The 23,742-nt window shown below is 65.1% G+C and carries 21 protein-coding genes; 15 read left to right on the top strand and 6 right to left on the bottom strand.

The window, feature by feature from the left end; genetic code table 11:
* Nucleotides 1-18 precede the first annotated feature (18 nt).
* From QDT69_RS36340 to QDT69_RS36325, 4 genes are all read right to left on the bottom strand, one after another.
* Nucleotides 19-852 (bottom strand): helix-turn-helix domain-containing protein, encoded by an 834-nt coding sequence (locus tag QDT69_RS36340; protein WP_279711271.1) that lies wholly within the window; start codon nucleotides 850-852, stop codon nucleotides 19-21.
* A 197-nt stretch (nucleotides 853-1,049) separates the two neighbouring features.
* A complete protein-coding gene (locus QDT69_RS36335; protein ID WP_279711270.1) occupies nucleotides 1,050-1,706 on the bottom strand; it encodes a glutathione S-transferase family protein in 657 nt (218 codons plus the stop codon).
* Nucleotides 1,706-2,872 (bottom strand): acyl-CoA dehydrogenase family protein, encoded by a 1,167-nt coding sequence (locus QDT69_RS36330; protein WP_279711269.1) that lies wholly within the window; start codon nucleotides 2,870-2,872, stop codon nucleotides 1,706-1,708. Before QDT69_RS36330 ends, QDT69_RS36335 begins: the two co-directional genes overlap by 1 nt.
* A 152-nt stretch (nucleotides 2,873-3,024) precedes the next feature.
* On the bottom strand, nucleotides 3,025-4,161 hold the full coding sequence (locus QDT69_RS36325) for an acyl-CoA dehydrogenase family protein (protein ID WP_279711268.1): 1,137 nt from the start codon (nucleotides 4,159-4,161) through the stop codon (nucleotides 3,025-3,027).
* 215 nt (nucleotides 4,162-4,376) lie between these two features.
* Here QDT69_RS36325 and QDT69_RS36320 point away from each other — a divergent pair, with 215 nt between their 5' ends.
* From QDT69_RS36320 to QDT69_RS36310, 3 genes are all read left to right on the top strand, one after another.
* Nucleotides 4,377-5,918 (top strand): long-chain fatty acid--CoA ligase, encoded by a 1,542-nt coding sequence (locus QDT69_RS36320; RefSeq protein WP_279711267.1) that lies wholly within the window; start codon nucleotides 4,377-4,379, stop codon nucleotides 5,916-5,918.
* 125 nt (nucleotides 5,919-6,043) lie between these two features.
* A complete protein-coding gene (locus QDT69_RS36315; protein WP_279711266.1) occupies nucleotides 6,044-7,264 on the top strand; it encodes an ABC transporter substrate-binding protein in 1,221 nt (406 codons plus the stop codon).
* A gap of 294 nt (nucleotides 7,265-7,558) precedes the next feature.
* Nucleotides 7,559-8,269, top strand: a complete 711-nt coding sequence (locus QDT69_RS36310) for a DUF1614 domain-containing protein (protein ID WP_279711265.1) — start codon at nucleotides 7,559-7,561, stop codon at nucleotides 8,267-8,269.
* 11 nt (nucleotides 8,270-8,280) lie between these two features.
* On the opposite strand, the gene QDT69_RS36305 is transcribed toward QDT69_RS36310, so the two are convergent.
* Complete coding sequence (locus QDT69_RS36305) at nucleotides 8,281-9,045, bottom strand: helix-turn-helix transcriptional regulator (protein WP_279711264.1); 765 nt, start codon at nucleotides 9,043-9,045, stop codon at nucleotides 8,281-8,283.
* 199 nt (nucleotides 9,046-9,244) lie between these two features.
* Here QDT69_RS36305 and QDT69_RS36300 point away from each other — a divergent pair, with 199 nt between their 5' ends.
* From QDT69_RS36300 to QDT69_RS36290, 3 genes are all read left to right on the top strand, one after another.
* Nucleotides 9,245-11,518, top strand: a complete 2,274-nt coding sequence (locus QDT69_RS36300) for a marine proteobacterial sortase target protein (RefSeq protein ID WP_279711263.1) — start codon at nucleotides 9,245-9,247, stop codon at nucleotides 11,516-11,518.
* Between the two features lie 191 nt (nucleotides 11,519-11,709).
* The gene (locus tag QDT69_RS36295) at nucleotides 11,710-12,285 is read left to right on the top strand and encodes a class GN sortase (protein ID WP_279711262.1); all 576 of its coding nucleotides are present in this window, start codon (nucleotides 11,710-11,712) and stop codon (nucleotides 12,283-12,285) included.
* Nucleotides 12,286-12,453: 168 nt separating this feature from the next.
* Nucleotides 12,454-14,676 carry an acetate--CoA ligase family protein gene (locus tag QDT69_RS36290; RefSeq protein ID WP_279711261.1) on the top strand — a complete coding sequence of 741 codons (2,223 nt, stop codon included), beginning with the start codon at nucleotides 12,454-12,456 and terminating at the stop codon, nucleotides 14,674-14,676.
* A gap of 141 nt (nucleotides 14,677-14,817) precedes the next feature.
* On the opposite strand, the gene QDT69_RS36285 is transcribed toward QDT69_RS36290, so the two are convergent.
* The gene (locus QDT69_RS36285; protein WP_279711259.1) at nucleotides 14,818-15,579 is read right to left on the bottom strand and encodes a trypsin-like serine protease; all 762 of its coding nucleotides are present in this window, start codon (nucleotides 15,577-15,579) and stop codon (nucleotides 14,818-14,820) included.
* 438 nt (nucleotides 15,580-16,017) lie between these two features.
* Here QDT69_RS36285 and QDT69_RS36280 point away from each other — a divergent pair, with 438 nt between their 5' ends.
* The 9 genes from QDT69_RS36280 (at nucleotide 16,018) to QDT69_RS36240 (ending at nucleotide 23,740) form a co-directional block, all read left to right on the top strand.
* Complete coding sequence (locus QDT69_RS36280; protein ID WP_279711258.1) at nucleotides 16,018-16,692, top strand: response regulator transcription factor; 675 nt, start codon at nucleotides 16,018-16,020, stop codon at nucleotides 16,690-16,692.
* A 340-nt stretch (nucleotides 16,693-17,032) separates the two neighbouring features.
* Nucleotides 17,033-19,471, top strand: a complete 2,439-nt coding sequence (locus QDT69_RS36275; protein WP_279711257.1) for a S8 family serine peptidase — start codon at nucleotides 17,033-17,035, stop codon at nucleotides 19,469-19,471.
* A gap of 175 nt (nucleotides 19,472-19,646) precedes the next feature.
* Nucleotides 19,647-19,841, top strand: coding sequence for a hypothetical protein (locus tag QDT69_RS36270; protein WP_050419847.1), 195 nt, complete (start codon nucleotides 19,647-19,649; stop codon nucleotides 19,839-19,841).
* Nucleotides 19,842-19,897: 56 nt separating this feature from the next.
* Nucleotides 19,898-20,077 carry a hypothetical protein gene (locus QDT69_RS36265; RefSeq protein ID WP_279711256.1) on the top strand — a complete coding sequence of 60 codons (180 nt, stop codon included), beginning with the start codon at nucleotides 19,898-19,900 and terminating at the stop codon, nucleotides 20,075-20,077.
* Nucleotides 20,078-20,127: 50 nt separating this feature from the next.
* The gene (locus QDT69_RS36260; RefSeq protein WP_279711255.1) at nucleotides 20,128-20,466 is read left to right on the top strand and encodes a hypothetical protein; all 339 of its coding nucleotides are present in this window, start codon (nucleotides 20,128-20,130) and stop codon (nucleotides 20,464-20,466) included.
* A gap of 95 nt (nucleotides 20,467-20,561) precedes the next feature.
* Entirely contained in the window at nucleotides 20,562-21,248 is a 687-nt protein-coding gene (locus tag QDT69_RS36255) for an isoprenylcysteine carboxylmethyltransferase family protein (protein ID WP_279711254.1), read from the top strand.
* Nucleotides 21,249-21,402: 154 nt separating this feature from the next.
* On the top strand, nucleotides 21,403-22,035 hold the full coding sequence (locus QDT69_RS36250) for an HAD-IA family hydrolase (RefSeq protein WP_279711253.1): 633 nt from the start codon (nucleotides 21,403-21,405) through the stop codon (nucleotides 22,033-22,035).
* A 173-nt stretch (nucleotides 22,036-22,208) separates the two neighbouring features.
* The gene (locus QDT69_RS36245) at nucleotides 22,209-22,523 is read left to right on the top strand and encodes a hypothetical protein (protein ID WP_279711252.1); all 315 of its coding nucleotides are present in this window, start codon (nucleotides 22,209-22,211) and stop codon (nucleotides 22,521-22,523) included.
* A gap of 269 nt (nucleotides 22,524-22,792) precedes the next feature.
* Nucleotides 22,793-23,740 (top strand): MoxR family ATPase, encoded by a 948-nt coding sequence (locus QDT69_RS36240; RefSeq protein ID WP_021078095.1) that lies wholly within the window; start codon nucleotides 22,793-22,795, stop codon nucleotides 23,738-23,740.
* Nucleotides 23,741-23,742: the final 2 nt, after the last annotated feature.

The raw sequence follows: 23,742 nt of genomic DNA, 5'->3' as shown, positions 1-23,742 counted from the left end.
CTTCGCCGGGACGACAATCTACGTCAGCGCGCGCTCGCTCGTTCCCTGCCCGGTGCGGTAGATCGCAAGATCCCGCGAGCCGGAGAAGATCGCGCGCGGCTTCAGGCCATAGAAGCGGCGGATCGAGTGGCTGAAATGGGTCGAGTCGGGATAGCCGATGTCCTGTGCGAGATGCGCGAGGTTGATGTCCTGGTTGGCGAAGTGCAGCAGATGCCGCGCGCGCTTCCAGGCGCGGAAGGAGCGGAACGAGATCCCGGTCTCCTCCTTGAACAGATGCAGGAAGCGCGACGGCGACAGCCCGGCCTCGGCAGCGCAACCCGCTGCGGTCACTGGCTCGCCGGAGAACTGCCCGATGCGGCCGATCGCGCGCACCACGCGCGGATCGAGCACGCGCTGCGGCAGCGCGTCGCCGAAGCACATGGTGTCGAACTCGGCATTGGCGATCGCGTCGCGATGCTGCATCTCGGCCAGCGTCGCATAGGCGTTGCGGATCCGATTGGCGAACAGATGCGAGTCCGGCCCTTGCAGGCGGCGAGCGACCGCTTCGAGCGTGCCGTCGGGCACGCTCTCCGGCTCGATCGCGACGCAGATCGCGGAACGATATTCGCTGGTGATGGTGTGCCGCAGATTCGGCATCGTTACCGCGAGCTCGCCATGGGACTCGCGGCCCTCGCTGGTCGACAAATGCAAGCCGTCGCGGATCGCGACATAGACATGGAATGCGCCGGGGCAGCGTTCACGCGGGCGGCCGAGCAGCCCGGCATAGAACACCCGCTCCGGCGTGATCAGCATCCGGTGACCAGACTGCTGCTGGCCGGACTTCTGGCACTTCGCGTCCACGATCGCGTCCATGGCGGCTCCTCCTCGCGCGGCTCTTTGGGCCGCTGCGGCGGAGCTACCATAGCGCAAATTCGCAAGCTGTCACCGACGCGAAATGTCGTCATTCCGGGGCGCATCGAAGATGCGAGTCTCAGGTGCGCAATTGCGCACCGGGGAATCTCGAGATTCCGGGTTCGATGCTGACGCATCGTCCCGGAATGACGGAGAAGTTACGGCCGCGCCCGCGGCGCAACATTCTGTTCCTTCCCGGCTTTTTGCTCCGACGCCACCGCACGCTTGTAACCGTCGCGCTGCTGCAGCCGCGCCCAATAGGCCGCGACATTCGGCCCGAAATCCTTGGCAAGACCGATATTGCTGGCGAGCCGGAGCGCATAGCCGTTGGCGATGTCGGCGGCGGTGAAGCGTTCCGCGCAGAGGAATTCCGACTTCGCGGCGGCGGCCTCGACTGCGCGCAGGCGACCAAGGAACCATTTTGCATAGTCGCCGGAGACCTGCGGGTTGCGCCGCTCCTCCGGCTCAAGCTGGCTGTAGCGGAGCACCAACGTCTGCGGAAAGGTCAGCGTCGCATCGGAAAAATACATCCAGTTCAGGAACGCGCCATAGGCCGGCTCGTCGACGCCGACGATCAGCGGCGTCGGGCCGTATTTGGTGCCGAGGTAATGGCAGATGCCGGAGGACTCCGTCATCCTGGTCTCGCCGTCGATCATGAACGGGATGGTGCCGAGCGGGTTGATGCCGAAATATTCCTTGGCGAACACGCGCGGCGGGAACGGCAGCATCTTCAGCTCATAGGGCAGCCGGAGCTCCTCCAGCATCCACAGCGGGCGGAACGAGCGCGCAGCGTCGCAGTGATAGAGCGTGATCATCAGGCGTTTCCCTTCTTCAGGCCAGGCAGCGTGCCCATCATCTTGCACAATACCATGAGCATCACCTCGTCGGCACCGCCGCCGATCGAGGTCAGGCGGCTGTCGCGATAGGCCCGGCTGACCGGGGTCTCGTTGGTGAAGCCCATGCCGCCCCAATATTGCAGGCAGGCATCGGTGAGCTCGCGGCCGAGCCGGCCGGCTTTCAGCTTGGCCATGGTCGCGAGCCGCGTGACATCCTCGCCCGCCACCAGCGCCTCGGCAGCGCGATAGATCAGCGAGCGCAAGAGCTCGACCTCGGTCTGCATCTCCGCAAGCTTGAAGTGCACCACCTGGTTATCGAGGATCGAGCCGCCGAACGCCTTGCGGTTGCGGGTATACTCGATGGTCTCGTTGATGATGAACTCATGCGCCTTGAGGCAGGCCGCGGCACCCCACAGCCGCTCCTCCTGGAATTGGATCATCTGGTAGGTGAAGCCCTGGCCTTCCTCGCCGATCCGGTTGCGCTTCGGCACCCGGACGTTGTCGAAGAAGATCTGCGCCGTATCCGACGAGCGCATGCCGAGCTTGTCGAGCTTGCGCGCGACCTGGACACCCCTGGTTTTCATGGGCACGCAGATCAGCGACTTGTTGCGATGGACCTGGCCGTCGCTGGTGTTGGCGAGCAGGCAGATCCAGTCGGCCTGGGTGCCATTGGTGATCCACATCTTGCCGCCATTGATGACGTAGTCGTCGCCGTCGGAGCGAGCGCTGGTCTTGATCGAGGCGACGTCGGAGCCGGCGCCGGGCTCGGAGACGCCGATGCACGCGACCTGATCACCGGCGATCGCCGGCACCAGGAATTCGCGCCGCACCTCGTCGGAGCCGAACCGCGCCAGCGCCGGTGTCGCCATGTCGGTCTGCACCCCGATCGCCATCGGCACGCCGCCGCAGGTGATGGCACCGAGCTCCTCGGCCATCATCAACGCGTAGGAATAATCCAGTCCCTGGCCGCCGAACTCGACCGGCTTGTTGAGCCCGAGGAAGCCGAGATCGCCGAGCTTCTTGAACAGCTCGTGCGCCGGGAAGATGTCGGCCTTCTCCCACTCGTCGACATGGGGATTGATCTCGGCTGCGATGAATTTTTGCAAGAGCCGGCGCGGTTCGTCGTGGTCGGCGGTAAAGAGCATTGTCGGTCTATCCTTTGTCATTCCGGGGCGATGCGAAGCATCGAGCTCGGAATCCATTTCACATCGAATCTGCGGCCTGATGGATTCCGGGCTCTCGCTTCGCGAGCCCTCAGGTGCGCAATTGCGCACTGGGGAATGACGAGACAGGTTTGTCACAACCCCATCTGCCGGCTCGCGAGATCCTTCATGATCTCCTCGGTACCGCCGCCGATGGCGTTGACCTTGACCTCGCGGTAGATGCGCTCGACCTTGACGCCGCGCATGAAGCCGGCGCCGCCGAAGATCTGCACCGCCTCGGAGGCGCAATGCGCCATGGTCTGCGTCGCCTGGTTCTTCATCATGCAGATCTCGGCGACCGGGCTTTCGCCCTGGCCGAGCCGCCACGCCAGCATTTCCAGCATCGCCTGCGAGGCCGCGACCTTCTGCGCCATGTCGACGATCTTGTGCCTGATGACCTGGTGCTGGGCGATCGGCTTGCCGAACGTCTTGCGCTCCTTGGCGTAGGCGATCGCCTCGTCGAGGCAGACCCGCGCATACGCCGTGCAGCTTGCCGCCATGCCCATGCGCTCGCTGTTGAAGTTGTACATGATCTGCTTGAAGCCCTGGCCCTCCTCGCCGATCAGGTTCTCGACCGGCACGCGGCATTGATCGAAATGCAGCGTCGCGGTATCCGACGCCCACCACCCCATCTTCTTCAATTTGGTGCGGGACAGACCCGGCGTATCGCCCTCGATCAGCAGCAGGCTGACGCCGCCCGGGCCCTCGCCGCCGGTGCGCACCGCGACCGTCAGATAGTCGGCCCGCATGCCCGAGGTGATGAAGGTTTTCTCGCCGGAGACGACGTAATGCTCGCCGTCGCGCCGCGCCTTGGTGCGCAGGTTCGCGACATCCGAGCCACCGCCCGGTTCGGTGATCGCGAGCGCCGAGATCTTCTTGCCGGCGAGCACGTCCGGCAGCACCCGCGCCTTGACCTCGGGGCGTGCGGCGCGCGCGATCGGCGGCGAGCCGATGGTGTGGCTCATCAGGCTCGCGGAGACGCCGCCGGCGCCGGCCCGCGCCAGCTCCTGCGAGGCCACGATCTTCATGAACTGGTCGGTGGCGACCCCGCCATATTCCTCTGGGAAACCGAGGCCGAGCAGCCCGATCTCAGACGCCTTGGCATAGAGTTCGCGCGGAAACTCGCCCTCTTCGTCCCATTGATGGGCATAAGGCTCGATTTCCCTGGCCACAAAGCGCCGCATCACCTCGCGAAAGGCCTCATGCTCGACGGTGTAGAACGGGTTTGCCATCCGCGTGCTCCGTTGATTCTCGCGCCCGACGATGTCCGGATTTCTCCCGGTTCACTTGCGTCGAGTGGCTGTCCGCCGGAACGGGTTTCCATCTGGCCACCCGCCAGCCACTAAACGCAAGACAGTATCCCGATACGCCCCGTCCACTGCCAATTCATGGCATCAATCGAGCCAGGAACAGGCGGCGCAAGACTGCCGTTCCGGAGGAGGGAAATGTGCCGGTTCGTTACTACGACTGGATCGCGCATCATCGCCGGCGCACGCCGGACAAGATGGCGCTTGTCGATCTCGCCAGCGGTCGCCGCTTCACCTACGCGGAGCTCGACGCCCGCGTGTCGCGGGTTGCCGCCTGGCTGCGTGACGGGCTGAAGGTTGCCAGCGGCGACCGCGTCGCGGTGCTGGCGCTGAACACCACGGATACGCTGGAGATCCAGTTCGCCTGCTTCCGGATCGGCGCGGTCTTCCTGCCGCTCAACACCCGCCTCACGGTTCCCGAGCTGCGCTACATCACCGGCGACGCTTCGCCGAAGGTGATGATCCATGACGACGACCTCGCCGAGACCGCGCTTGCGGTCGCCAAGCTCTGCGATGTCGCATCGACCGTGCGGCTCGGCCCGGGCGGCGCCTATGAAGCCGGCATCGCGGGGGCCAAGCCGATTGAGCGGTTCGAGGAGGTCACGCTCGATGACATCTCGACCATCATGTACACCTCTGGCACCACCGGTCAGCCCAAGGGCGCGATCATCACGCACGGGATGACGTTCTGGAATTGCGTCAATCTCGGCGGCCCCGCCTACATCTCGCCGGCCTCGGTGCTGCTGACGGTGCTGCCGCTGTTCCACACCGGCGGGCTGAATTGCTACACCAACCCGGTGCTGCATGCCGGCGGCACCGTGCTGATCATGCGCGCGTTCGATCCCGGCGAGGCGCTGAAGCTGATCGGCGATCCCGCGCAGGGTATCAACGTGTTCTTCGGCGTGCCCGCGATCTACCAGTTCATGGCGCAGCATCCGTCCTTCGCCACCGCGGATTTCAGCCGCCTGATGATCGGCGGCGTCGGCGGCGCACCGATGCCGGTGCCGCTGCTCAAGACCTGGGAGGCGCGCGGCGTCGCGCTGCAGCAGGGCTACGGCATGACCGAGACCTCGCCGGCGGTGATGGTGCTCGACCGCGAGGATGCCGCGCGCAAGGCCGGCTCGTCCGGCAAGCCGGTGCTGCACACGGAAGTGCGCATCGTGCGGCCCGACGGCAGCGATGCCGCGGTCGGCGAGCTCGGCGAGCTCTGGGTCAAGGGCCCGAACATCACGCCGGGCTACTGGAACCGGCCGGACGCCAATGCCTCGTCCTTCACCGACGGTTGGCTGCACACCGGCGATGCCACGCGGATCGACGAGGAAGGCTTCTACTACATCGTCGACCGCTGGAAGGACATGTACATCTCCGGCGGCGAGAACGTCTATCCGGCCGAGGTCGAGAGCGTGCTGCATCAACTGGCCGCCGTGGCGGAGGCCGCTGTGATCGGTATTCCGAACGAGCAGTGGGGCGAGGTCGGAATGGCCGTGATCGCCGTGAAGCCGGGCCATACGCTGACGCCGGCGGAAATTCATGCGCATTGCCAGGCTAATCTGGCACGGTTCAAGTGCCCGCGCCTGATCGAATTCATCGATGCCCTGCCGCGGAACGCGACAGGCAAAATTCATAAGCCGACGCTCCGGCAGCAATTCAGCCAGCCGAAGCCGACTGATACTGCCGCTTGATCGCAGGGACGCGTGTCGCGTCGCCTGCCATGTCGAGAGAGTGTTGCCCATAAACGTTTGCCGGGACCGGCTATGGGTTCGTTGCGTTGAGTCCCCAACCAAAATAGATCGAGGAAATTGCCTTTATGAAAACCACAAAACTGTCGCTGCTGGCCGCCGCCGCGGCGCTCTGCCTGCTCTCCACCCAGGCCGCCTTTGCCCAAAAGAAGTATGACACCGGCGCTTCCGACACCGAGATCAAGATCGGCAATGTCGAGGCCTATAGCGGTCCCGCCTCCGCCTACGGCGTCATCGGCAAGACCGAAGAAGCCTATTTCAAGATGATCAACGATCAGGGCGGCATCAACGGCCGCAAGATCAACTGGATCTCCTATGACGACGGCTACTCGCCGCCGAAGACCGTGGAGCAGATCCGCAAGCTGATCGAGAGCGACGAGGTCTTCCTGGTGTTCAACGCGCTGGGCACGCCGACCCAGACCGCGGTGCAGAAGTATCACAACGCCAAGAAGGTGCCGCAGCTGTTCCTCGCCACCGGCGCCAGCAAGTGGAACGATCCGAAAGAATTCCCGTGGACGATGGGCTTTCAGCCGAGCTATCGCGTCGAGGCGCGGATCTTCGGCAAGTACATCCTCAAGGCCAAGCCGGACGCCAAGGTCGCGATCTTCTATGCCAATGACGATTTCGGCAAGGACTACCTGATCGGCCTCAAGGAGGTGCTCGACAAGTCGAGCGTCAAGATCGTCGCCGAGGAAAGCTACGAGACCACGGAGCCGTCGATCGATTCCCACATCGTCAAGCTGAAGGACACCGGCGCCGACGTGTTCGTCAACATCTCGACGCCGAAATTCGCCGCGCAGGCGATTAAGAAGATCGCCGAGATCGGCTGGAAGCCGATGCATGTCATGACCGACGTCTCGATCTCGATCGGCGCGGTCATGAAGCCCGCCGGGCTCGAGGCCTCCGAAGGCGTGCTGTCGGCCGGCTACCTCAAGGACGCCTCCGATCCGCAGTGGAAGAATGACGAGGGCATGAAGAAGTTCATGGCCTTCGCCGAGAAGTACCTGCCGGGCGCCAATTTGTCCGACGCCAACCTGGTCTATGGCTACGCCGCGGCGCAGACCATGGTGCAGGTGCTGAAACAGTGCGGCGACAACCTGACGCGCGAGAACGTGATGAAGCAGGCCGCCAGCCTGAAGGATTTTGCGCCCGACACGCTGATCCCCGGCATCAAGATCAACACCAGCGCGACCGATTTCGCACCGGTCGAGCAGCTCAAGATGATGCAGTTCAAGAACGGACAGTGGGAGCTGTTCGGCGACATCATCAGCGCCGAGACCGGCGGTTAGCGCTGGCCTCCTCGACAAGCAGACGACGTCGCGAAGCCGCCCATCCAGGCGGCTTCGTTGCTTTTGTGGCCCCCTCGCAATTCAGAGCCAGCCGAATGAGCTTCACCGCACTCTCACCGTCACCCTGAGGAGCCGCGAAGCGGCGTCTCGAAGGGTCGACGGCCCCCGCTGGTGGCCGTGCATCCTTCGAGGCTCGCTTCGCTCGCACCTCAGGATGACGGGACTCCTGCTTGTGATCCTATCCAGAATCCTTACCTAACAAGAGGGCCGCGCCGAACCCGGACCATCGAACCGATGCATTCCCACGTTCATTATCTGCCGCTGACGCCGGGTTTCTTCTCGATCCTGGTATTCGCCGCCGTGGCGCTGGTGGTGCTGATCCAGCTGCGCATCCTGCGCTACGCCTATATGCGGCTCGGCGTCGGTCCCGGTGTCGCGTTGCTGCTGTTGTTCGGTTCGCTGATCGGCAGCTATTTCAATATTCCGATCACCGTGCTGCCCGGCCCGCCGGTGCGATCGGGGGAGATCGTCGACTTCTTCGGCATGCGCTATGTCGTGCCTTATCTGGTATCGCCGAGCACGATCCTCGCCGTCAATGTCGGCGGCGCGGTGATCCCGGCCGTGATGTCCGCCTATTTGATGCTGCGCTATCAGCTCTGGCTGAGGGCCGCGATCGCGATGATCGTCATCGCCGCGATTGTCCATGCCAGCGCCACGCCGGTGCGAGGTATGGGCATCGCCGTCCCCGTGTTCGTCCCTGTTGTGGCGACCGCGATCCTCGCACTGCTGCTGTCCCGCGAATATGCCGCACCACTCGCCTATATCGGCGGCTCGATGGGAACGCTGCTCGGCGCCGATCTGCTCAACCTCGACAAGATCGGCAGCCTCGGCGCGCCGATTGCGTCGATCGGCGGTGCCGGCACGTTCGACGGCATTTTCCTGACCGGCATCCTGGCCGTGCTGATCGCCGGCGTAGTCGCGCCCGCGCGTCCAAGCCCGGCTTGATCATATCGGGGCTATCCCGGCAGGAAGATCGCAAACGGCTCGTCGATCGTGCGGCGCAGATGCTCGCGATAGAGGGCGTAGTTCGCGTCGTCGGCCGACACCCGGCCGAGGCTCGGCTTGGGCACGTTCTTGATCGGCAGGAACGCGATCGGCGCGGCGACCGGCGTCAGCAGCGAGCCGCGACCGGCGAGCAGCGTCGTGATGATGCCGTACATCTCGCCGGAATTGCGCGGGCGCGAGACCGTGATCACGCGATGCTGGCCGTGCCGGTTGGTCACGAGATAGACGAAGCCGGATTCATTGGGCACCGCCACCTCGCCATACTGGGTGTAGTCGGCGTCCTGCCGCTCGCCCTCGCGGAAGCCGAGCGATGACGACGCGTCGTCCCAGGCGATCTCGGTGCGATAGGCATAGAACGCGCCCGGCTCGCCGAACGACGGCCGCACCGTGATGTACGTCCCTTCGATCCGCGCCACCGAGCGGCGCGAATAGGATCCGAGGCTGTCAGGCGCAATCCCGCCATTGGCGGGCGCCGCCACCGTGATCGTCTCCGGCAGCTTGCGCAGGGAGACGCCAAGCGCTTGCTCGAGCCGCACGGTGGTCGCCAGCGTGAACGGCCGGCGGCCGCCGAGCACCTTTTCCAGTGTCGACAGGCTGAGCTTGGCCTGCTCGGCCAGCGTCTGCCGCGAGATGCGGCGGCGCGCAATTTCCTCGCGGATGGTCTCCGCGATCTGCTGGCTCTGCTCAGCCGAAAGCTGCTTGTCAGGCGTCGGCATTCTGATTCCTGCCCGGTTCCCCGTGATTCCGCGCAGTCTAGCAGACCGGACAATCCATCACAAAACCGCACAAACCCGCCTTGGCCGGCGGCGGGCCGCGCCGGGCGGCGGCCAATCATTGCCGATCATTCTGCTCGCGCCAAAACCGCCGCTCTCCATGATTGCGAAGCAGCGAAAGTCTCGCTCGGGAGTGACGACAATGACGATTTACGATGCATGTGAGAGCAGTCCGCAGATACGCCTGTCGCGCAGGACGCGCATCGCGCTGTTCTTCCTGGTGGAAGGCGTGGCCGCGCTGGTGATCGGCTTTGCGGCGCTGTTTCTGAGTTTCGATCCGGTATGGTCGGCCGAGTTGCCGCAACAGGCGGTGCTGCGGCCGAGCGATGCGCGCTCCGGCTCGCTGCTGTTCAAGACCGACGACGGCTACAAGGATGCGCTGAGGCTCGGCATCGATGTCGACCTCACCGTGTCGGGCCCGACCGTCCGCGCCCGCGTCACGCAGATCTTCCGCAACCCGACCAAGGACTGGGTGGAGGCGACCTATGTCTATCCGCTGCCGGCCGGAGGCGCGGTCGATACGCTGAAGATGGTGGTCGGCGATCGCATCGTGGTCGGCGACATCAAGGAGCGGCAGCAGGCCCGCGCCATCTACGAGCAGGCCAAGCAGAACGGCCAGAAGGCCGCGCTCACCGAGCAGGAGCGGCCGAACATCTTCACCAACTCGGTCGCCAATATCGGCCCGGGCGAAACCGTTCTGGTGCAGATCGAGTATCAGGAGCCGGTGCAGCAGAACGGCAACGAGTTCTCGCTGCGGGTGCCGATGGTGGTCGGCCCGCGCTACAATCCGCGCCCCGTCGTGCAGAGCGTCGATCTTCGCGCCGATGGCAACGGCTGGGGCGCAACGTCGACCGATCCAGTGCCGGATCGCGACCGCATCGCGTCCGAGGTGCTCGATCCCGCCACCAACGCGCCGATCAATCCGACCAACATCACGGTGCATCTCAACGCCGGCTTCCCGCTCGGCGAGGTGAAGAGCCACTTCCACCAGGTCAGGATCGAGAGCCCCGACAGCACCACGCGCGTCGTCAGGCTCGCCGAGGGCCCGGTGCCGGCCGATCGCGATTTCGAACTGACCTGGAAGCCGGTCGCCGAGAAGGCGCCGTCGGTCGGGCTGTTCCGCGAGCATGTCGGCAATTCCGACTATCTGCTCGCCTTCGTCACGCCGCCGTCGGTGGAGCAGGCCCAGCAGAAGCCGCTGCCGCGCGAGGTGATCTTCGTGATCGACAATTCCGGTTCGATGGGCGGCACCTCGATCATCCAGGCCAAGGCGAGCCTCACTTACGCGCTCGGCCGCCTGCAGCCGGCTGATCGCTTCAACGTGATCCGCTTCGACGACACCATGGACACGCTGTTCCCGTCGCCGGTCGCGGCAAACAGCGCCAATATCGGCAACGCGACGGCGTTCGTCAGTGCGATACAGGCCCGCGGCGGCACCGAGATGGTGCCGGCGATGCGCGCGGCACTGTCCGACACCAACCACGACGACGCCGATCATGTCCGCCAGGTCGTGTTCCTGACCGACGGCGCGATCGGCAACGAGCAGCAATTGTTCGAGACCATCAGCGCGCTGCGCGGCCGTTCGCGGGTGTTCATGGTCGGCATCGGCTCGGCGCCGAACACTTATCTTATGACGCGCGCCGCCGAACTCGGCCGCGGCACCTTCACCCATATCGGCTCGGTGGAACAGGTCGATGAGCGGATGCGCGACCTGTTCGCCAAGCTGGAGAATCCCGCGGTGACCAACTTGTCCGCGAAGTTCTCCGAGGCGACGGCCGACCTGACGCCGGCGGTGCTGCCCGACGTCTATCGCGACGAGCCGCTGGTGCTGGCCGCGAAGCTCGACAAGCTCGCCGGCTCGGTCGAGATCAAGGGCCGCATCGGCGACCGCCCGTGGAGCGTGACGCTGCCGCTGGCGAATGCCGCCGAAGGCAAGGGCCTCTCCAAGCTGTGGGCACGCCGCAAGATCGCGGATGCCGAGGTCGCGCGCACCACGCGGCAGGCGAACCCGGAGGATGCCGACAAGACCATCCTCGCGCTGGCGCTGGAGCACCAGCTCGTGACGCGGCTGACCAGCCTCGTCGCCGTCGACAAGACCCCGAGCCGTCCCGAAGGCGAGCCGCTGAAGCTCTCCGAGCTGCCGCTCAACCTGCCCGCCGGCTGGGATTTCGCAAAAGTGTTCGGCGAGCGTCCGAGCCTGCCGGCTGCACCGGGCGAGCGTCGCGCTGACGCCGGCGACGGCAAGGTACAGCTCGCCGCGCTGAAGCGGTCACCGGTCGCAACACAACGTCCCGGCACCATCCAGCTGCCGAAGACCGCGACCGATGCCGAATTGAAGATGATCGCGGGTGTGATCCTGCTCACGGTCAGCCTTCTGCTTCTGGTGTTCAACCGGCGTCAGACGTCGCCCCAATGACGTCGGATGAAAGGAGAAGGTGCCCCCCGACCTCCTCCTTCAAGAGCGCGCGCGGCCTTCCCACCCGTCCCCCAGGGGCCGCGCGCGCAGTTTTTTCTTCGCGCGTCATTCCGGGGCGATGCGCAGCATCGAACCCGGAATCTCGAGATTCCGGGTTCGCTTCGCGCCCCGGAATGACGGAAGGCCCAACGATGCGCCGCTGCATCCTCCCCCTAGCCTTCGCCCTCATCGGCCTGATCCTGCTCGGCCAGGGCGCCTATATCCATGCCAAGGCGCTGCTCGCGCAGGTGCTGCTGGAGCGCGCCTTCACGCAGAGCATCGCGACCGGCCATCCCGTGAAGCCGTGGAGCTGGGCCGATACCTGGCCGGTGGCCCGGATCGAGATCAAGCGCCTGCACGCCTCCGCGATCGTGCTCGCCGGCAGCAGCGGCCAGGCGCTGGCCTTCGGCCCCGGCCATGTCGAGCAGAGCGTCGATGCCGGTGAGCGCGGCGTCGCAGTCTATTCCGCGCATCGCGACACCCATTTCCGGTTTTTGAAAGATGTCACAATCGGCGACGAGATCGACGTCACGAGCAGCGACGGCAGGATATTTCGCTATCGGACCGATCGCAGCGCGGTGGTCCGCTTCGATCAACCCGGCATCGACCCGCTGACCGGCCGGTATGAGCTGGTGCTGTCGACCTGCTGGCCATTCGACGCGCTGACGTCGGGGCCTGAGCGCTATTTGTTGCACGCAACCATGATCGAGTCGGAATCGGGTTCCTGACGCGCATCGATTTTGCGCCTGCCGGGATATTGCACGCGATGCCCTGACTTGCGCCAGCGTGAGTTGCCACCCCCTTTCCCTCGCCATAAAAACAATGAAAAATCGCGTCCTGCGGTGATGCGCCGTGGGCCAGAGGAAACAAGCAGAACAAGGATAAGGGCAGGCTCCATGGAAGCTTTCGCAAGCACGGCGTCTCATGTGTCCCACAAATGGGCGCCGCCCGCTGATGCCAGCGACATCGTCAAAAGCATCCATGCGATGCTGCACCCGCGCAACATCGTGCTGGTCGGCGCCACCGACAAGCCCGGCAACTACGCCGAACGGATCTGGAACAACCTGGTCAAGTACAAATATGCCGGCGGCCTGTTTCCGATCAACGCCAAGCGCGAAGCCATCTGGGGCGTCACCTGCTACAAGGATTTCGCCAGTCTTCCCGAAAAGCCCGACCACGTGCTGGTGCTGGTGCCGGCCCGCTTTGCCGTGCAGGTGATCCGCGACGCTGCCGCCGCCGGCGCGCGCTCGGCGACGATCGTCACGTCAGGCTTCAGCGAGTTGCAGGACGAGGAGAGCCAGCGGCTCGCGGTCGAGCTGAAGCAGGCGATCAAGGAGACCGGGCTTGCCGTCACCGGTCCGAACTGCCTCGGCAATCTCAGCGCCGGCGAGAACCTGTTCACCAACATCGACGACCGCATCGTCACCATGGAGCCGGGCGCGGTGGCGATCGCCGGCCAATCCGGCGCGATCGTGATGGCGATCCGCCAGGCACTGGAGGATCGCGGTGTCGGCGTCGGCTACATGGTCACGACAGGCAACGAATCCGGCCTCGAGACCCCGGACCTGATGAGCTATTTCGCGGCCGATCCGAGCATCCGCGTCATCGTGGTCTATCTCGAAGGCGTCAGGAACACCAAGGTGTTCCGCGATGCCTGCAAGGCCGCGCGCGCCGCCGGCAAGCCGGTCATCGCACTCAAGCTCGGCGCCTCCGAAGGCGGCCGCGCCGCCGCGATGGCGCATACCGGCGCGCTCGCCGGCTCGATCGAGACATTCGATGCGATCTCGACCCGCGAGGGCGTGATCCGGGTGCGCGGACTGGATGAATTGATCGAAACCACCGAGTGCTTCGTCCATGCCGATCCGCCGAAGGGCAACCGCCTCGCGGCGGTGTCGCTGTCGGGCGGCAAGCGCGGGCTTCTGATCGACGCGTTCTATTCCGCCGGCCTGAACTTCGCGCCGCTGAGCCCGAACGCGTCCGAGCAGCTGGCGAAGATGCTCGGCCCCGGCAGCATCGTCGGCAACCCGCTCGACGCCGGCTTTGCGGCCGTGGTCGATCCCTCCGTCTACATGAAGTCGATCAAGATCATGATCGACGATCCCGACACCGACATCGTCATTATCGACGCCGAGCTGCCGAAGGCGCCGCACGAGCTGCGCGAGCGCAATCTGCGCATCGTCAACGAGATGGCTGGGCAGGCCAACAAGCCGGTGATCTATATCAGCGCGATGTCAATCGGCTTTACCGACTTCACCAAGGGACTGCGCAAGTCCCTGCCCAATATCGCAGTGATGCAGGGCCTCGACCGCGCGGTCGGCGCGATCAAGTCGCTGATCGAATATGCCGGTCTGCGCAAGGAAGTGCCCGACATCGTGTCGAGCTCGAAGGCGTCCGCGCGCGCCGTTCTGGAGAAGACGCTGAAGGCCGCCAACGGCGCCGCCGCGCTCGACGAGGTCGCCTCGAAGCAGCTGCTCAAGGCCTATGGCATCCCGATCTCGAAGGAAGACGTCGCGCAGACCGCGGCGGAAGCCGTGAAGATCGCCAAGGCGATCGGCTTTCCGGTGGTCGCCAAGGTGGTCAGCCCCGACATCCTGCACAAGTCGGATATCGGCGGCGTGGTGCTGAATCTTGCCAACGCGGCTGAAGTGAAGAAGGCGTTCAACGACATCACCGCGCGGGTGAAGAAGCTGAAGGGCAAGCCGAAACTCGAGGGCATCCTGATCGCGCAACAGGTCAAGGCCGACCTCGAGCTCGTGGTCGGCGCCTCGCTCGATGCCGAGATGGGCCCCGTGGTGCTGTTCGGCACCGGCGGCGTCGATATCGAACTGATGAAGGACGTCGCGCTGGCCGGCGCACCGCTCGATGCCGCCGAGGCAAGGGAGCTGATCGCCAAGACCAAGGCCGGCGTCAAGATGAAGGGCTATCGCGGCAAGCCCGCGCTGCACGAGCCGTCGGCGGTGAAGGCGCTGGTGGGGCTCTCCAACCTGATGGCCGACGCCAACGGCCGCATCGCCTCGATCGACGTCAACCCGTTCCTGATCAACAGCAAGCTCGGCGTCGCCGTCGACGGCCTGATCGTGCTGAACAACGCAGCCGCAAACAAGGCCGCGGGGCATTAGGTTGTAGTGCACGCCCGGCCTCTGCCCCCGTCATCCTGAGGAGCGCGTAGCGCGTCTCGAAGGATGCACGGCCACCGGCCGGGCCGCGCATCCTTCGAGGCTCGCTCCGCTCGCACCTCAGGATGACGGATGAAGAGCGCGCTAAAAGCTCGCGCCCCACTGCAGCGCGGTCTGCATCACCCAGTCGCGATAGAGCGTGAGCGGCGTCACGCCGGTGATGCCGCCGCAGCCGGCGGTGCCGTTGGGGCCGGTGGACCAGCTCACCACGCCGACGATGACCGGCCCGCTCTGCTTGTCCTCGAACACAGGCGCCCCGGAATCGCCGGTGCAGGCGCCGAGCCCGTCGCGCACGCCCTGCCCGACCGGATCGACGAGACGGATCTGCAGCGTCCCGGGCTTGCCGCTCGCGATCAGGCCGGCGACGCGAATGCTGCCGCCGCTCTTGCCGTCGCCGCGCACAGTGACGCCGACGCCCGCGACGGTGAAGCGGCCGCCGACCTGGATCGGAATGTTGGGCATGCCGAGCACGGCCGGTGCCTTGCCTGCGGAAGGCACCGCAAGTTGCAGCAGCGCGACATCGGCGGTGGCAACATGATTGATCATCGCCTGCATCCGGAAGCCGGGATGGATCGCGACCGTCTTGACGTCCTGCAGCTTGGGTTGCCGGTCCGCGCCGTACTCGACGATCTTGTAGTCGGCGCCGGGCTGCACGCAATGCGCCGCGGTCAGCACCACCTTCGGCGCAATCAGCGCGCCGGTGCAGAAATTGCCGCGTGAACCGACGATGGTGACGACCGAGCGCGCAACGCCGTCGGTCGACGGCGCGCCGCCACCGACGATGGCGAAGGCCGGCGTTGCCATCAGCATGGTCAGAAAGGCCGTCGCCCGAATCAAATTCGTCATGGAACCCCGTCGATCTGCATCGGAATTGAGTACATCCGAGGCGCGGCATGGCGTCGCTCACACTCGGCCTCGGAGAACACGCAATCTTGTACAGAGCATCCGCGCCTGCATGCGTCAATTATCTAAATATCTAGCCGTCGCTGACTACAGCGCTGAAGTCACCGCCGGATTTCTCGCACGCCTTGGTGCACACGCGCTTCGTATCGTCGCTTAGCCGCGCTATCCGAGACATCGGAGCGTGCAAGGTGCCGTCGGCACGACGCCCGAATGTGAACTGCATCTCTTGATCCTGCGCGTCTCAGGGCCGTAATTTCGGCTCGATAACAATACAACCTCTGGCAGCATACCGCATACTTACCTTCATGACTTTCTGGATGCCGGTGCCGTCGATCACCGGACGGCTTTTCATCCGCCATTTCGTTGAGTTCGAGGATAATGATGAGGATCGCGGTCGTCACGCCGATCAGGCTGTTCAGCGAGGGGCTTACCTCGAGTTTCCAGAACCACGCCGAGTTTGCCGTCGAGGCGACGGTTTCCGACCTTGCCGGCCTGCGTGCGGCGCTCGAGACCGGCCGTGTGAACGTCATCCTGATCGACGTCACACAGGGCATCGATCTCGACGAGGTGCGGGTGATCGCGAGCGAACATGTCGACGTCGCCCTGGTCGCGCTCGGCCTCAACGAGGACCGGCGCGACGTGGTTCGCTGCGGCCGGGCCGGGTTCAGCGGCTACATTTCCCGGAATGCCAGCTTCGACGAGCTCTGCCGCGCACTGTCGGACGTCGCATCGGGGCGGTTGGCCTGCAGCGCCGAGATCTCCGGCGGCCTGCTGCGCGCGCTGTTTTGCATGGAGCGCCAGAGCGATACGATCGACGCGGATCAGGGACTGACGCGCCGCGAAAGCGAGGTTCTCAAGCTCATCGGACAAGGCATGTCGAACAAGGAGATCGCGCGCAATCTCAATCTCAGCCTTGCGACCGTCAAGCACCACGTCCATCACGTGTTGCAGAAGCTCGGCCTGCCGCGCCGGGCGCAGGCGATGCGGCGGGTCCGCGAAGCACCATGGATCGCATCATCTGCGCCGGCTCTCGACCGCCGCCGCGAACTCGACTGACACAAACCACCTGAATTCCGCATTCGGCTTATCGCAGCACGTGCACGCATTGGTGTGCGGCTTTGCACGCTTGCGTGCGCATCACGCCGTGAGACCGATCCCGACTAAATCCTTTGATCGATCTTTCGACGCGCAGGATTGATCTCCTGGATCGCTCGATCCGTATCATCGGCTCGATCCTTTTTGACCCATCGCGGCGAATAGGCCTTGCGCAGCACACCTGCCACAACAGCATCAACGCAGCGACACGATACTCTCTTCACTCGCAGCGTGCTTGCAGATTGCCGTGGAAGGCGGATCGGCTGCACGAATTCGCAGCAGACCGGCCAGGATTGATTTCATGAATCCAGTTGCCGACATCGCTGGTCTGACTGCCTTGTGGCAGAAAATGTCGGGTGGCGACCCCGCGGTGAAGATCGCGATCATCGACGGTCCCGTCGATCTCAACCATCCCTCGCTCAGGCAGGCCCGCGTCGCCATGGGCGGCGAATTCGTCGCGCCGTCCTCGCCGACGATCCAGTCCGAGCACGGCACGCATGTCACGAGCGTGCTGATGGGTACGCCCGGCAGCCCGGTGCTCGGCGTCGCGCCGAATTGCAGCGCGACCGTGTTCTCGATCTATCGCGAGGACGCATCCGGACAGATCGAGCCGTCCTCGCAAAGCACGCTGGCGCTCGCGATCAACCAGGCGCTGGCCGCCGGCGCCGACATCATCAACATCAGCAGCGGCCAGCAGTCCGCAACGGGACAGGCCGATCGCATTCTGGTCGACGCGGTGCGCGCCTGCGAACGTGCCGGCAAGCTGATCGTGGCCGCCGCCGGCAATGACGGCTGCCGCTGCGTCCAGGTGCCGGGCAGCCTCGCCTCGGTGCTGGCGGTCGGCGCGTGCGATCTGGCCGGCAATCCGCTGCCCTTCAGCAATTTCGGCGACGCCTATCTCGAGAACGGCATCCTCGCGCCGGGCGAGAACATCGCCGGCGCCTCGCCGGTCCGCAATGTCGGACTGCGTTCCGGAACGAGCTTCGCTGCGCCGATCGTCACCGGCGTCGTCGCGCTGTTGCTCTCATGCCTGCGCCGGAACGGGCGCAAGGCCGATCCGCAAGCCGTCCGTGCCGCGCTGCTCGAAAGCGCGGCGCCCTGCCGGAGCGACGGCAGCGCCCCGCGCTGCCTCGCCGGACGGCTCGATATTCCCGCGGCTGTCGCCGCCCTGCTTGGCGAGCAGGCGGACGCCGTCATGCCGTCGGGTGCCACGGCCGCGTCTCCCCGCTTCTGGGGAGTGTTCGCGCGCCCTTTCCTCCAACCGTCATCCGCCGCTCAGCCAACTGCAACCAGAGAGGATTCCATGGGAGATCTATCAGCAATGTCTGCACCATCGGCTCCGCGCATATTCGGGCCGGACGGCTCGGTCCTGCGAAGCAGCGCCGGGATCATGCCAAGCGAGGCGCAGCCCGCCGCACCGGCAGCACCTGCGGCCATGGCCGTTCCCGTTGATCACGGCGTCGTCGCCGCGCCGATCGCAGCGCCCGCGCCGTATCCGTACCACGCTCCCCATCCGGGCGGCGACATGGTCTGGATGCCGGCACCGGCTCCGCAGATGATGATGCCGCAGATGGCGATGCCAACCGCCGGCATGATGCCGCAAACCTGGCTGCAGCCGCAGCAGATGCCCGCGCTGATGCCGAGCAACGCGCTTCCCGTCGCAATGCCGCAGGCGCTGCCGATGTACGAAGCGCCCGCGGTTCGGACCAGCGAAAAGAGCTGCGGCTGTCGCGGCGGCATGCGTCCGCGAGGAACTGCGACCGAGCCCACCGGTCAGTTCGCCTTCCCGATCGGTCGGCTGTTTTACGATTTCGGCAAGGAAGCCCGCCTCGACTACTTCGTGCAGGCGATCGCCAACTGGCGCGACAGCCTGATCGGACGCGGCGATCCGGCGTTTGGAACGGATCGCGACCGCTCCGGCGACACCTCGGCGCCGTACAATCCGGCGATCATGGCGCGCTATCTGTTGAACCAGGCCGAAGGCGAGACGTCGGCGCCGGCCGGCTCCGGCAACAACTTCCCGGACGCCGACGCCATCACCTGGACAATGACGATCGATTCGATCCCGATCTACGCGATCAAGCCGCTCGACGTGTTCGGACTCGGGTTCTTCGCCGCGCTGATCCTGGCGCTGTGGCACCAGGAGGTCTCGCGCGACGATCCTTCGACGGCCCGCACCGTGGTGAAAGCGACAGCGGCCGTGGCCGACGCCGACGCACGGCCGACGTCGAACCCGCCATTCCCGCCGCCCGGCGGTATCGCGCGGGTCTCGATGGCCGGCTGGGTCGACAGCACCAACACGACCAAGCTGCTGAACGGCACCGTCGTGCCGACGCTGGTGACCGATTGGCGCGGCTTCTACCAATGGGATCTGTTCACACTGTTCGGACCACTCCCTTGGCCGGACGGCGCGGAAGGCTTCCTCGAGCGGATCTACAACGAGTTCCGCAACGTCGGTCTCTCGCCGCAGGATCGCGCGCTGAATTATTCGGCGATGAATGCCTACAACACGCGGAAGATCTTCATTGAGGCCGCCAAGAAGGGCCTGCGGCTCGACACCGTCGAGGTCGACCAGAGCGTCATTTGCCGGCCGGACTCGGATTGCCACGACGTGACGTACCGCTTCTTCAACCCGACGCAGGTCCTGACCCAGGCGCGCGAAGTCTATCAGTACACGATCGACGTCAGCGACGTGGTGCCGGTGGCGGTCGGGCCGCTGCGGTACTGGCAGGTCTATTGAGACAATTGCTCCTCTGCGTCCGGAGGAGATCAGAACGTGACGCGAATGAGCGTCACGTGGTCCAGGGGATCGACGCGATGAGCGATCCCCTGGGCGACGTCCAGCGACGGCGACCGCGGTCGGGTGACCACCTCCCGTAGTTGCCGTCAATTCAAACCGAAAGAAGGAGCTGAACATGTACGCAAGGAACGACTTTGAGACCTTCGGCAGCGTGCGTAGCCCGATCCAGTGTGAGGGCATCGAGCGCGGTCCGAAGCGGATTGCTGAAGTGGCGGTCAACGGGTCCGTCAACCCGCAGGGCTGGGGCGACATCCTCGGCGGGATCGCAAAGGTAGCGATCCCCGCCCTCAGCGGCGTCCTCGGCATCTGATCGCCGAACTCGGGGCCCGGCACTGTCGGGCCCCACCCATCCTCAAGGAGGCCACCATGATGCAGAAATCCACCGCCAGGAGCCCACAGCAACAGCTGCAGAACGGTCGCCGGGTCGAGCCCTCCGGGAAGATCGTCGTGTCATCAGTCGTGACCCACGCCTCGCTGCTCGCCGCGATCAGCGACCGCAACCCGATCATCGCCAAACGCACCACATCCGACGAGGACAATTCCTGACGTCCAAATCCTGAAATCATCGTCATCACCCAACCTATGGAGCCGATGCCATGGCAAGACCGCCCCGCCAATCCGGATCCGGCAATGCCGCCCCGCCGCCGGCGGAATCCGCAGCCTCAGCCTCAGCCGTTGCCGAGGCACGGCGCCCGCTGGAAGCGGCTGTTGTCGCCCGTCCGAAGATCGCCACCACGCCCGCTCCGCCGACAACGTCGGCCTATATGGCGCCGCCGCAGGGCCCCGGCGCCCCGCAGCAGATGCGCCATGACGGCTCGCCGAGTTCGGAAGAGAGACTCAACTCCGCGATGAAGATCCTGCTCGATCCGGCGGCGCGTGCGCTGCCGAGCAAGGTCTATTCCGGACAGACGCGAAATTGGACCCGCCGATCGTGACCGGCTTTGCACGTTGAGGCTCGGTTCGATTCGTTACCAACGCAACGGCCCGCCCGATCCGGTGGCGCGGCCGTTGCCGTTCGCCGGAGAGCGAGATGGACGAGAACGGCAGTCATCCGACCATCAATTTGCGCGGCGCCGTCCTCACAAGCGCGGGCCTCGGAGCACTCCTGTTTCTCGCGGCCGGCACCGTGCGCTGGACCGGCGGCTGGCTGTTCCTGATCGAGATCACGATCGGCGGACTGATCACCGAGGCCTGGCTCGCCAGGCACGATCCGGGACTGCTGGCGGAGCGGCGCACCGTGCGCGGCCAGGCCGAATGGGATCGCGTCATCACATCGATCATGCCGCTGTTGTGGCTGACATGGCTGCCGCTGATGGCGCTCGACGCGGTGCGCTACCAGGCATCGCTCGTCCCCTTCTGGCTGCAATGTGCCGGCGCCTTGATGATCGCCGCATCGTTCTACATCGTCTACCGGACCTATCGCGAAAACAGCTACGCCGCGCCGGTCGTGAAGATCCAGCGCGAGCGCGGGCATGCCGCGGTGACCACCGGGCCGTACGCCTATGTGCGGCACCCGATCTATGCCAGCGGCCTGTTGACCTATGCCGGCACGCCGCTGCTGCTCGGATCCTGGTATGGCCTCGTCATCGTGCCGGTCATGGCGGCGCTGCTCGGCCTGCGATCCATGATGGAGGAGCGGATGCTCACCGCCGAGCTCGACGGCTATGCCGAATACCTCGGGCGTGTGCGTTATCGCCTGGTTCCGATGGTCTGGTGAGCCCGTTCCGCACGGCGGAGTTTGCCGTAAACTGGCGGCTTGCCTGATCGGCGGCAATTCCAATAAAGAAGGCGTAACGCGCGTTTCCCTGTCTTCGGTCAAGCGGCCGGACGACCCGAGGCGAAGCCGCCGCTTTGCAACGGGCAGGACATTGATGATCGAGGCAGTGATCTGGGATTTCGGCGGCGTCTTGACCACCTCGCCGTTCGAGGCTTTCGCGCGCTACGAGACTGAGCGCGGCCTGCCGGTCGACATCATCCGCCGCACCAACGCCGCCAACCATCTCGAGAACGCCTGGGCCAAGTTCGAGCGCGCCGAGATCGGCATCGATGCGTTCGACGAACTGTTCGCGACGGAATCCAAGGCGCTCGGCGCCGAGGTGCGCGGCAAGGACGTGCTGCCGCTGCTCTCGGGCGACCTCCGCCCCGAAATGGTCGAGGCACTGAAGCGCATCAAGGCGAAATTCAAGACCGGCTGCATCACCAACAATCTGCCGTCGAACGCAATCGGCAGCCACAGCGGGCGCACGCTCTATGTCGCCGAGGTGATGGCGCTGTTCGACCACGTCATCGAGTCCGCGAAGATCGGCTTGCGCAAGCCCGATCCGCGGATCTACCGGATGATGGTGGAGACGCTGCAGGTGAATCCTGCGAACTGTGTCTATCTCGACGACCTCGGCGTCAATTTGAAGCCGGCGCGCGAGATGGGCATGACCACGATCAAGGTCGCGAACGCCGCGCAGGCGATCTCCGAACTCGAGGCCGCGACCGGCCTCACGCTGAGGTGAAGCGGTTTCCCCGCACATTCACTCCGCATTCAGGCGGCGGCCTCTAATTGTCGACCTCCCCGTGGATCACGGCGCGATCGCAAGATCGCAACATGATCCTTTACTGGTCTGAGCATGACGTTCCGGAAAACCGATGCTCGGTTCTCCGGATCATGCTTGCGGAGGCACATCCCATGAAACGTCTCGTCGTCGCCCTGGTCTCGGCCACCTCGCTGCTGGTCTCGGTCGAAGCGTTCGCGCAATCAACCTCAGCCCCCGCGCCGGCAGCAGCGCCGGCGGCAGCTCCCGCGCAGGAGAGCACGTCCACAGCGCCCGGTGCGAAGCGCGCGGCCTGCCAGAGCGCGGCGAAGGCGCTGAAGGGTCAGGACCGGCACGACCAGATGCAGCTCTGCATGGCGCAGGCGCATCTCGACTGCCTAAAGCAGGCGATCGACCAGAAGATCGTCGGCCCGCAGCGCAAGGATTTCGTGAAGAGCTGCGCGGGGTAAGCCTGCCGGGGCGCAGAGCGCCCCCGGGCTGCGCGTCTGTTTCGTAGCCCGGATGGAGCGCAGCGAAATCCGGGACGGTCGCTCCGCGGCTCGTCTGTCCCGGATTGCGCTTCGCTTCATCCGGGCTACGGTTTTAGGTATTGCGCTCGGCGGAATACCCCGGAACCATGCGCTAAACCCATGCGCTTGCGGGCCAAACGAGCCTTGTGCTTTGCCCGCAACGGGCGCAGAACAGCTCCGAGTTCAAGGCAAATTCGGAGCTGATCCTCGTGGCTGACACCAGGCCCACCGCCTCGATCGAGGCCGTGGAAAGCGGCCTCGCCGCACAAGGCTATATTGCGAGCCGGCAGATTGCGACCGCAGTCTATCTGTCGCAGCAGATCGAGAAGCCGATCCTGGTCGAAGGCCCTGCCGGCGTCGGCAAGACCGAGCTCGCGAAGGCGATCGCCGCCTGGCGCGGCATGAAGATGATCCGCTTGCAGTGCTATGAGGGCCTCGACGAGGCCAAGGCGCTGTATGAGTGGAAATACGCCAAGCAGCTGCTCTACACCCAGATCCTGAAAGACAAGCTCGGCGAAGTGCTCGGCGGCGCGCAGTCGCTGGCCGCAGCGCTCGACCAACTCCACACCTTCGGCGACGTGTTCTTCTCCAAGGAATTTGTCGAACCGCGGCCGCTGTTGCAGGCGCTGGAGCAACCCGCCGGGTGCGTGCTGCTGATCGACGAGATCGACAAGTCGGACGCCGAATTCGAATCGCTGCTCCTGGAAATCCTCTCCGACTTCCAGGTCACGATCCCCGAGCTCGGCACCGTCTCCGCGGTGGCGCCGCCGACCGTGATCCTGACCTCGAACAGCGAACGCGATCTCGGCGACGCATTGAAGCGGCGCTGCCTGCATCTGCACATCGGCTTCCCCGAGCAGAAGCTGGAAGAGCGCATCGTCGAGAGCCGTGTGCCGGGCATCTCGCAGACGCTGCGCAAGCAGATGGTCGGCTTCATCCACGAGATCCGCTCGCTCGATCTGAAGAAACTGCCTTCGGTCAGCGAGGCGATCGACTGGGCGCGCGTACTGGTGCTGCTGCAGGCCAGCGAGCTCGACCACGAGATCGTCAAGGACACGCTCAACGTGCTCCTGAAATACGAGGCCGATATCGAGGCCGCGACGCCGCAGATCTCGTCCTTCATCGCCAAGGCGTCGCGCCAGGGCGTGTTTAGTTAAGC

This window comes from Bradyrhizobium sp. CER78 (genome assembly GCF_029846235.1).
Lineage (GTDB): Bacteria > Pseudomonadota > Alphaproteobacteria > Rhizobiales > Xanthobacteraceae > Bradyrhizobium.
Note: the sequence above shows the minus strand (reverse complement) of the source record. Positions and strands in the feature narration are given on the sequence as shown.